We start from the raw sequence: 9716 nt of genomic DNA, 5'->3' as shown, positions 1-9716 counted from the left end.
AGGGCGACAGATCTTAAAGCCAACACAGGCCAAAGATCAAAAGCGTCGCGGGATGGAGCAGCCCGGTAGCTCGTCAGGCTCATAACCTGAAGGTCGTAGGTTCAAATCCTACTCCCGCAACCAAAAATACTAAACAATTACAACAGCTTAAGACGTGCGCCTAAATGCGTGTCCACGTCGCCATCTCGCGCGTGGAAGCACTGTGGAAGCAACAGGAACGACAAAAACGGTGTGGCGACAGAGCAACGCTGGACTTTAGAGCAAGCTTCCGACTTCAACACAGAAGGCTATGCCACGTGACATGATGCGTAGCGCTCCTAGCCAATTTAGGATCGGAAGTGGACCTTCGCTGCGGTTTACAGCAATGAGTGCAAAGCGGACTTTGCCGACATTCATTTTTCGATCTTCGCTAATGCAGCATTCGCTCGAAAGTGCGGTGCGCCTATCGTCGCGATGCAACCCATGTCGCCGATCCGGGCGTCTATGACCCAACACCTACCTGCAGGATTGTCTTGCGGATCACTGCTCGCTAAACTAGAAGCAACAGATTTCAGCTGGGGGGTGTGTTTTGGCTGGATATTCAGTCCTGTGGGTCGACGATCATATTGAACAGTACAAGCCGTTTACGCAGGAGCTAGGGCGACGCGGTATTCACGTTTACGGTGCCTCTTCGATCTATGAGGCGATAAGAAAATTCAGCTCTAGCGGCAACATTGACCTAGTACTTCTTGATCTGCGACTCAAAGACGAAAGCGGTTTCGACTTTTTGAAGCGCATACAAACTAGAACCAATTTACCGATATGCATTCTTTCTTCTTATTTGCATTTGGAAGAGTACCAAAAGCGGATATCAAGAATACGAAAGAATGTTGGGGTGATGGACAAGAATCTGCCTGATCCTAAGGATCCTTCATTTGATTCATTCGTCTCAAAAATTCGATACCTTGTAGAGAATCCACCAAAGTACACCCCGCGGCAATCCAACGAAAAGCTCTCAAGTAACTTTCTTTCAAAGGATCCGTTCGAGATTACGTTTTCTGAATATGTGAATCTCCCAAGCAAGATTAAGCGCTCTATTCGCAATGAGGCTCGAAAGTTGGCGGCAGAAACTCTAGCGGAAGAGTTTCAGTCTGGAAAAAGTTGGGTACTCCTTTGCGCAGACCCGAACAAACCAGTTAAGAGTTTGGAGGACACTGAGACAATTCCCACTAGTGGTGAAGTTACTTCGATCGCTATGGAGCTAGATCGCGTTCCCTTCCAATTTTCGGCTCCGGACACAATAGATGACATTGCGACTGATGACTCAGCTGCGCAAGGAAACTGCGTTGGCCCGGACCGTCTTAGCAGCTATCCAACTGTAACTTTGAGAGTCGCAGGAGAACAGCTGGATGTTCATTTCGACACTGGATCTCCGTGGACGTTTGCTAGTTTTGAAGACTTGAATGAGCTTGGTGTTCTATCTCCCAGCTTGATCGAGACAGACGGTTCGCGTGGGATTCGCACATACGAGTATTTTTCCGAAACAATATGGATCGATCTGGTGAACCAACGAAATGGAAGAGTGAAACGATTGGGGCTGTCAGTAAGAGCTGTAAAAGATTGGAGCCGGTCGCCTTTTGCTATCAAGTGCCCAAGCAGTTGCGCGAACAAAGGCAAGCTATGTGCAAAACGGCGCGCACTAGTAGGCCGCAACCTAATTGTGGATCACGAATTAGAAATTACTTTGTGTGGAAAGACGCGTCAGAGCACTTTTCGAAAATCTTCTGCAAAGGGAACTAAATGATTTCAGTCGTCGCATCGTCACTCCTAGGTTTAGCATTCTTCGAGTGCGTGCGAATTTATCGCTGCATTCGGTTGGAAAAGAAGTTTTTCCCGAATATCGGATTTAGCAAAGCGGCTTCAAAGTTAGTCTATGTGTTTGTGATGGCGGTATTCATTGCGACAGCAATTTTTATTACGCTATTATTTGAGTTAGATGATCCTGTTAAAGCGTTCTTGCTGGGGTTCGCGGTGCCCTCTGGGGCTCACCTTGCTGGCGGTGGTATGAAGGAAGGTGATGAAATCGATGACATGGAATCAGAACAGACGATATCTGAAATGCCTCTGGCTGCTCGATTGGCATATTGGTTTCAAGCATACGCGGAGTAGCGATTTTTAACAGGTTGATCCATTGAGGCGTCTGCGACACAATTTTATATCGCTCAGTGATGACTTTCTTGAGGTCGTTAGGGAGCAAATCGCAACCGCGATTGAATCTTTTCTTCCTAAAGATACAAGCGAGATTTTCCTCAGTGCGAATTTCGCTCGCCGAAGAGGTAACCGCAAGGAGCTATCGTCGGAAGTCTTCTTGGACCGTCTGGACGAGTTCACCACTGCAGTTCACTCTCGATTATTGCGAGAGAATTTGTGCAGGTCAGTTGCCGCTGAGTCCCGCGCTGAGTTGATGCCTTTTGGCCTTAATGAATACGAACTCCTACACATAGACATTGTGCTCGACATGACCGGGCGCAGTTTCTTTTTTTCAGAAAAGTCCGATTCTCGAGCAAGCTTTATTTCCATAAATATCGTAACGTCGGGAGGGAGCAACAGCAGCTATCGGATGCTGAAGCACTACCTCGAGACAGAACTACGCAACGAATATCAAAGCCATATTTTTCAATCACTTATATCGACATCTTCTCAAGTTGAAAGCTCTGTGGAATTTTCAGATCCTTCCGATCTGTACATTCTGTATCTTGAGTCTCTGAGTTCGTTAGTTCCGGATATTGACCTGGTATTTTGGAGATTTGCTTCAGAACAAGAGTTTCTCCAATGCGATGCTTGCTCTGACGCGACTTTCGACTGTGACGTACTTGATCTAGATCATCCATTGTTGGCTTTGGCGACTAAGGGAAACCGTATTGACCTTAATTCATTGGCACTGGCAAAGAAGGAGGAAAGTACCGGCCTTGGTGTCTACTCGGCCTGCCACGATAATGGCTGGCGATCTGCGTCCTTTCGTCCTGTGTCGATTGGAAGATCCCCAGCAGGACTATTGGGAGCATTTGTACGGTATCCGGGAGGAGTACCCACGGTTTATGAGCAATTTGTCGATTTTGTACTTCAACAAACAGCTCGGTTTCTCGCTGAACAGCAACGTATTACCGATTTGATGCTTCTAAAATCTGAACTAAAAAAGCTGGTGCCCCTTCTTGCTGTGGGAAATGAAGTGCTGCAGCGAAATCACGATATTCGCGATCAAATTACAGTAGTCAGAAGCAATCTCATTACTATTAGGGACTCGGATATTGACGAGCCACATTCAAGGATTGTTTCAAACGCAACCTCAGCACTCGACGCAATACAGAGGATGACAGATGTGCTTTCCAAGCAATTGCAGGGGTTTCGCTCTGCGAAAGATTCACGGAAATCAGCTCGAATTAGCTTACTGATTAAAGAGGTCGAGGAGCGGATGCGTGTTGTCTCCGGCATCGAGAACGTAGATTTTGAAGTAGAGATTGAGTCGGACCCGTTGGTCCGCGTGCAGCGGTTTTATATTGAACGAGTAATCGAGAATGTGGTGGGTAATGCCCTTTACTTTTCAAAACAAACACACGGAGCAAACACTGTTCGAGTAAGGGTTTGGCGTGCTGATGGGTTTGCACAGATCCAAGTTACCGACAATGGACCAGGTATATCGCAGAATCCGCCAAGCAAGGTTTTCGAATTGGGGGAAACCACAAAGCCTGATGGATACGGGATTGGTTTGGCGATTGCTGGGGAAATTATCGAATCTCACGGCGGGGCGATCAGCGCATCCAATGGTCCGAGTGGGGGTGCGAACTTCTTGTTAATGTTGCCGGAGGCGATGATTTAGTCGGCGCTTGGACACCTATTGTCCTTCCCTTCAAAGTCAACCAAGCTTGATAAGCTGCGCCAGATTATGAGCGCTGCTAAATTTAACTTGTTGGGCGGCTCCAGAGGCATGTCACCTTCCGCTTCGGTTGTGTGGGGAGTGGCTGATCCGCCGTGCACCAAGCGCGGCGAAACACTCAATCGTTGCGCGCGTTTCGCCTTAAAGTCTGCCGCAATTTTGAGGCTAGCCGCGTTAGGAAATGCTGCGTTGTGCACAAATGGCAGATTTCGTCCCTACGCTGCTTCGTGGAGTTTATACCCGTACAGAAAAATTGCTGCTCCGAGTGCGCACCTCATGAAATCAAAATGACCGGGTTGGGTCCAAAGCCAAGCTTCATCGCAATTTTCATGAATGGGAGCCGCGAGCCGCTGGATGGAGTTTGCAATGCTAATAAGCTGCGCTGTATTGCTCTTATAAAAACCGATACTTTGCCTGCGCCTTCGCAATCCTTTCTGCGAGTGGCTGGGGATGCTCAGCGCCCAATCGTTCAAGCGCATCAACGTGGCTTTCCATAAATTCCGCAAACTCTTCCGCACTGACCCCGGATATCGCCGCCCGCGTGACGAACAACCCAAGCAATTGCGCGTCCAGTTCTCGCATCTTGGCCATACGGTTGGCTTTCACCACGTCACAGGGCAGCACGCCTGCGCAGTTCTGGTGTAGGTCGTTGCCAATCACATCTTCAAACTGCCGCCAAAGGCCGTGGACAGGCCATCTGGCGCGGTTACTGTCTGTGGTGGGTTCGCTGTAGCGCATGCGGCTCAGAGCGTCTGTAAAGGCGTCTCCGATGATGTTGTGGACATCTTCCCAACTGCGCATCTCAAAGCGGTTGCGAAGCTGTTTGGAGCCAAGTCGCATTTCAAAACGCCAGACTTGGCTGGAGTCGCGGTCTTTCAAGTCCAACGGCGGTTTGTTCTGCGCCCCAAGGGCGGTGTTCCAGATGGTCAGCCACCCCATTTTGTTTTGCTGAATAATCTCTGCGCGCTTGTCGTATATCGCAAGTTGGCGATTGGCGACGGCACCCGCCCGCAGGCCAATCACGCGCGCCCCGCTGGAGACTGTCGCCGTTTCAGCCACGCCGGTATATTCCGTGACCTTGGTGCCGGGCGGCACAACCAAAGCCTCTCTGTCTGGTTCGAACCACGGGGCGAGGTAGTCCACCGCAAAATCCGCACGCGCTACGCGGAGCTGTGTTTCCACGTAGGGAATGCCAAAGGCTGACATGCAGTCCCGGAAGTGGCTCTCCGCGCCCTCCAAGCCGCCTGTCGCAAGCCCAAAGGCCCGAAAGTCCACCGTGATGCCCGGATTGTTGGGAATGCGGTCCTCTGGGTCTTGGAACAACCACACAGCGCCATGATCCCCTGTATGGGCGGTAAAGCCCCGCGCGCCTTTGTTGGTAACGTTGAGGGTGATGTCTCCAAACTCCAAGACACATTCTCCAAGGGTCTCTTTGGCATGGGCTTTGGCAGAGAGCAGCTCTTCGCGGAAGCTGGCTAAAATGTCGGCGGTCAGAGTGAACTTCAACCCATCAAAGCCAGAATGCAGGATCACCCCGTCCATTTACGCTCTCTTTCGTTTTCGTATTCGTGGAGGGGGGTGTTACAAGACCCCCCTCTCTCGCGGCATATCGCGCCGCTGGTTGGTTTTGAGATGTTGGGAAAAGAAACGGGGGCCTTATGGCCCCCTTTTGTGCCTCCGGCGGGGCAGCATATGTTTTGGGGCCGGGCATGACCCGGCGCTGGGTCACTTTGCGGTCAGTTGACGGCCAATCCAGATTTCGGCGCGCTCTGCGCATTTGGCCAGATTGAGCAGGTCGGAATGATGGAAACTGTTGGTGTTGCGCCATTCGCCGGTGTCGGATTTATAGCTGCGTGACAGATCAACAGAATAGAACCCGTCATTCTGCCAGACGGTAGCCGTGATCAGGCCGATTTTGAACTTATGTGCAGGCTGGTTCGCCATGGGTGATGTCTTTCAATTGGAATGTGGTTTGAGCGGGGACACAGGACCGTTTCGCCTGTGCCCCCAAGAGCCATCCGGCCCCAAAATCCCGCGCGGCGCTGCCAACCCCAACGCGGGCAAAACTCATGCGGCGGTATAAGCGCTGGTGCTGCCAACGCGGCGGGCTTCGCCCCAAGCCAGCAGATCGCGGCGGCGATAGCGCACAGAGCGGCCTGATTTGTAGAATTTCGGGCCGTAGCCGGTCACGCGCCATTTCTGGATGGTGCGGACACTCTGGCACAGGAAGTCGGCGGCTTTCTTTTCGTCAATGAAGCCGTCTAGGTAGTCCTGTGCCGGTGCGTTGTTGTCGTTGGCTGTTGTCTGGTTGAGCATCCGTTTCTCTCCGTTGGTGTTTGGATGCTCTGACGTTGGACCACTTCGAAATCTCTAAAAATATCTATAAATCTCCAAACTATTTATAGATCGTCTTTTTCCTTCAACCGTTTGAAAAGAGGAGAGAAAAATTTACTGATTGTTTTGTCGGAAATGCCCTCTGGAGGGATGTTCACATCTATTTCGTTCCGCTCGATCCATGTTCTGATCTTCGGAAAGTGGTGCTTCTGGGATGCTGTTGGGTCGATTTCACCAATTTTGTGCAAAGCATCGAATGCGGCCTCAATCGCGGGGCCAACCGTGGGGCGACCGGCTTTCACTGCGGGAACCTCATACTGCGCCTTGAGCAGGGGATCCCGCTCCACACTGACCATCCGCACACGGACATCGATGAAGGTGAGCGATTGGAACGTAACCTCTGACTTTTCCAGTGATTTGTTGCTGGTCCAAACCTCCGCTGGTAGCTGCACAGGCTGGGTGTCCAAGGTTCTTGGGCGGTCAAATCCAAAGGCACGATATTGGCCAGTTCTGAGGCGTTTCCTAACTTCCTCTGTAGCGCGTTCCAAAAGTTCACGCTTGGGCCGCGCCAATTCATCGGCCTCCTGCAAGCCGCTTACAAGCAATTCCAGCCCGGGCTGCATTCCATTTTCTTTGAGCCGCTCACCGGCTTCCATGACATTGTGGATCCAAAGTTTGGATCCGCGATGCGCAACCGCTGCTTCCCATTCTTCTTTGAAAACCCTTTGAGCAAAAAGTCTCGGTGTGTTGGAAAGCCAATGTGAGCCTTTCCAAAGCGCCATGGTGTCTGTCACTGCAAGCCTCGTTTGCATCGTAATTTTGGTTCGTTTCCCTACCCGGGGTATACGCCGGGTAGGAGGAACACAGGAAGCCCGTTTTCCGGGTATACCCGCGTTAGTCGTATGTACGTAGGATCGGGATTTCCTACGTACCGTATGTAGCGGAGAATTTGCCTTACGCTATCTAACCGACCAGCGCACTCAGTCGGGCGGCATTTTCCTCAGCGGCGCGGCGCACCGGATCATCTGCCAAATGTGCATAGCGCATGGTTGTCTGAATTTGCGTGTGCCCAAGCAAGCGCCCCACCATCTGAATGGGCATGCCAGAGGACACCGCATTGGAAGCGTAGGTATGGCGCAGGTCGTGAATGCGCACATCGCAAAGACCCGCGCGCTTGCGAATGCGACGCCATGGTTTCTGCATGTCTGTGGCATAGCCACCCGGTTGCTTGCCGATGATCACGTAAGGGTTGTCAGGACGCCGTGGCAGGGCGCTCAGGATGGCGCGGGCGGCTTGGGGCAGGGGAATGAGCCGCGCGCCTGTCTTGCTGTCTGGCAGCTCCATGCCGCGATCTGTGATATAGCTCCACCGCAGGGTTTGTATCTCTCCCAATCGGCACCCCGTCAGGATCAGCAAGCGAAAGGCCGCGACCACATGGGATGTCTCTGTGCCATCGTGCTCCGCCTCTGTCAGTGCCGTGCCCAGCCGTTGCAGTTCACCTTGGCTCAGATAGCGCTCACGCTTCTGCTCCCGATACTTGGGAACATGTCGGCAGGGGTTAGAGCCATCAGGGCGTAGGCCCCAGATTTCTGCCAGATTGAACATTTTGGACAACACCCCAAGTGTGCGATTGGCCTGATAAGGCTTATCGCGGAATTTGTGGTGCAGCTCCGCAATGTCTTTGCGTTCTACATCGACAATTTTGAAAGACCCAATGGCGGGATTGATAAACAGGTCAATGGCGCGGCGATATTCGCCCTGTGTGCTGGGCTTGCAGCGCTCTTTGGCATGTTCCTCAAAGAACCGCTCACACAGCGCTGCCACAGTCGGCGCGCGGCGGTGCAGCGCGATCTCTTCCACCGGGTTCTCGCCCTTAGACAATTCGCCCATGATCTCTTTGGCGCGGTTGCGGGCCTGCTCAGGCGTGATGTTGCCATGCCGCCCAATGGACACCCGCCGGGTGCGGCCCCCTTTGCGATATTGCACCTGATAGGTCTTGGTGCCCGAAGGCATGATGCGCACCCCAAACCCTTTGATCTCGCTGTCCCATTCAAAGTAGCTCTTAGGGCGCACTTCAAAGGCATCAACGCTGCGTTTGGTCAGTTTTGGCATCGTGTTTTTCTCCGTCTCTGGCCCGTTTGTGGAAGCACTGTGGAAGCAGTTGGGCGCAAATCTTGGAGTAAGGCGTAGAGCTGAGGCGCAATCGCCGTCAATTAAAAAACAATAGATTCAACAAGATAGGGTAGAGGGGCGCAAGAAGGCGCAGACCGTGCAACAACGCCTAACCTCTCTCATAACCTGAAGGTCGTAGGTTCAAATCCTACTCCCGCAACCAATTTTACCCCCTTAGATCAATGAACTAGCGACCCAAGGGGCGCCGCGAGTAAGGTAAGCGCACCAGCGCGTGCTACACCCGTGCTACACCACACAGCAAACGAAAGCATACTCGTGACAGTACCCAGAACTGCGCCACAAGCCGCCCTCGGGCGGCTTTTTGCGTTTGCGCCCCAACCAAGTGGAAGCACCCTGGAAGCAATTGGAACGGAAAATAGGGTGTGATATAAACGCTGCACAAAGTTTTGGGGTCTTGATTGTGCAGAGGTTTGGATGAAGGTCGATTTTCGATCACACAGACAAAGCATTTATTTTTCTTTACGGGCAAGTATGGATTGGTTTACCCCTTTGGGGTGAGGAGCGAGTCCTCGATCCTAAACGAGCTCGAGATGTTTAGAATAAAACGCAATTTACAGCTCGGCTGTATCGGGATGTTCTTTTTAGCACTGACTTCGCCTTGCCATGGCCAAGATGGAAAAGAGACAAGTGCTTTGCGCTATTTGATAGCATCGGAAAATACACATATCTCAGATGCTATTGTGACTCTTTTTGATACATTCAACTTGGTTTTTTTATGACGCTATCAAACTTAAACCGTCGAACCAGTTTGATTTCATATTTGTTCAAAAAGAGCACGCAATAGTCGATGGAAAGATATCAAGTGATACTTTGAGTGGTATTGAGGGCGACGTGAAGACGCGATTGCTTGAGGCAACCTCAGAAAGCGATGAATGTTACATAGAGAAATTTGATATCGAAGGGGGATGGTCACTTACAATTGTTGTTAGCACCACGACAAAAGATCTAAATAAGTCGCTGCAATGTTCTACCGTTGCGCTTTCTTATCATTTTACTATGCAATTACCTGCCGACTTAGATCAACATTGGCAAACGACCTATGTTGAACTGCTAGAAAAAAGGCAACAAGGTGACAGAGCCAAAGAATTCTAAGTCTGTAAGCGTTTTCGTAAAGCCACGCGATCCGACTCCCTCCCCATATAAAGACTATGGTCTTGCCCCCTGAAAGTGGTCCGAATTGAGAGCGAAATTTTGGGTACATTTCTGGCACAAAGAGGAGTGTACCGATGCCGAAGAAACGATTCAGCGATGAACAGATTGCCTTTGCGCTGAGGCA

Annotated in this window: 9 protein-coding genes and 1 tRNA gene; 5 read left to right on the top strand and 5 right to left on the bottom strand. The window is 51.2% G+C overall.

Annotated features, from left to right (window positions below):
• The first annotated feature begins 46 nt into the window (after positions 1-46).
• The 4 genes from J7412_RS21670 to J7412_RS21655 all read left to right on the top strand — a co-directional run bounded on the left by J7412_RS21670 (position 47) and on the right by J7412_RS21655 (position 3856).
• Positions 47-123, top strand: a tRNA-Met gene (locus tag J7412_RS21670).
• 445 nt (positions 124-568) lie between these two features.
• Positions 569-1783, top strand: coding sequence for a response regulator (locus J7412_RS21665; protein WP_209081927.1), 1215 nt, complete (start codon positions 569-571; stop codon positions 1781-1783).
• The gene (locus J7412_RS21660; protein ID WP_209081924.1) at positions 1780-2148 is read left to right on the top strand and encodes a hypothetical protein; all 369 of its coding nucleotides are present in this window, start codon (positions 1780-1782) and stop codon (positions 2146-2148) included. Before J7412_RS21665 ends, J7412_RS21660 begins: the two co-directional genes overlap by 4 nt.
• Before the next feature lie 199 nt (positions 2149-2347).
• Positions 2348-3856, top strand: a complete 1509-nt coding sequence (locus J7412_RS21655) for a HAMP domain-containing sensor histidine kinase (RefSeq protein WP_209081921.1) — start codon at positions 2348-2350, stop codon at positions 3854-3856.
• Between the two features lie 450 nt (positions 3857-4306).
• Here J7412_RS21655 and J7412_RS21650 read toward each other — a convergent pair whose 3' ends face one another.
• From J7412_RS21650 to J7412_RS21630, 5 genes are all read right to left on the bottom strand, one after another.
• A complete protein-coding gene (locus J7412_RS21650) occupies positions 4307-5455 on the bottom strand; it encodes a hypothetical protein (protein ID WP_209081918.1) in 1149 nt (382 codons plus the stop codon).
• A 183-nt stretch (positions 5456-5638) separates the two neighbouring features.
• A complete protein-coding gene (locus J7412_RS21645) occupies positions 5639-5857 on the bottom strand; it encodes a hypothetical protein (RefSeq protein WP_209066021.1) in 219 nt (72 codons plus the stop codon).
• 123 nt (positions 5858-5980) lie between these two features.
• A complete protein-coding gene (locus tag J7412_RS21640) occupies positions 5981-6229 on the bottom strand; it encodes a helix-turn-helix domain-containing protein (RefSeq protein ID WP_209081915.1) in 249 nt (82 codons plus the stop codon).
• 83 nt (positions 6230-6312) lie between these two features.
• On the bottom strand, positions 6313-7041 hold the full coding sequence (locus J7412_RS21635; protein WP_209081912.1) for a hypothetical protein: 729 nt from the start codon (positions 7039-7041) through the stop codon (positions 6313-6315).
• Positions 7042-7210: 169 nt separating this feature from the next.
• Positions 7211-8359, bottom strand: a complete 1149-nt coding sequence (locus tag J7412_RS21630; protein WP_209081909.1) for a site-specific integrase — start codon at positions 8357-8359, stop codon at positions 7211-7213.
• Between the two features lie 912 nt (positions 8360-9271).
• Between J7412_RS21630 and J7412_RS21625 the strand changes: the two genes are divergently transcribed.
• Positions 9272-9532, top strand: a complete 261-nt coding sequence (locus tag J7412_RS21625; RefSeq protein ID WP_209081906.1) for a hypothetical protein — start codon at positions 9272-9274, stop codon at positions 9530-9532.
• Positions 9533-9716 lie beyond the last annotated feature (184 nt).

Source organism: Shimia sp. R9_3 (assembly GCF_017743755.1).
In the GTDB taxonomy this organism is placed as follows: Bacteria; Pseudomonadota; Alphaproteobacteria; order Rhodobacterales; family Rhodobacteraceae; genus Shimia.
The sequence above is the reverse complement of the archived record's forward strand: the minus strand, read 5'-3'. Positions and strand labels throughout refer to the sequence as shown.

Coding starts and splice junctions, on each gene's coding strand:
- J7412_RS21640 (WP_209081915.1), bottom strand. CDS start 6,229: ATGCTCAACCAGACAACAGCCAACGACAACAACGCACCGGCACAGGAC.
- J7412_RS21660 (WP_209081924.1), top strand. CDS start 1,780: ATGATTTCAGTCGTCGCATCGTCACTCCTAGGTTTAGCATTCTTCGAG.
- J7412_RS21630 (WP_209081909.1), bottom strand. CDS start 8,359: ATGCCAAAACTGACCAAACGCAGCGTTGATGCCTTTGAAGTGCGCCCT.
- J7412_RS21645 (WP_209066021.1), bottom strand. CDS start 5,857: ATGGCGAACCAGCCTGCACATAAGTTCAAAATCGGCCTGATCACGGCT.
- J7412_RS21650 (WP_209081918.1), bottom strand. CDS start 5,455: ATGGACGGGGTGATCCTGCATTCTGGCTTTGATGGGTTGAAGTTCACT.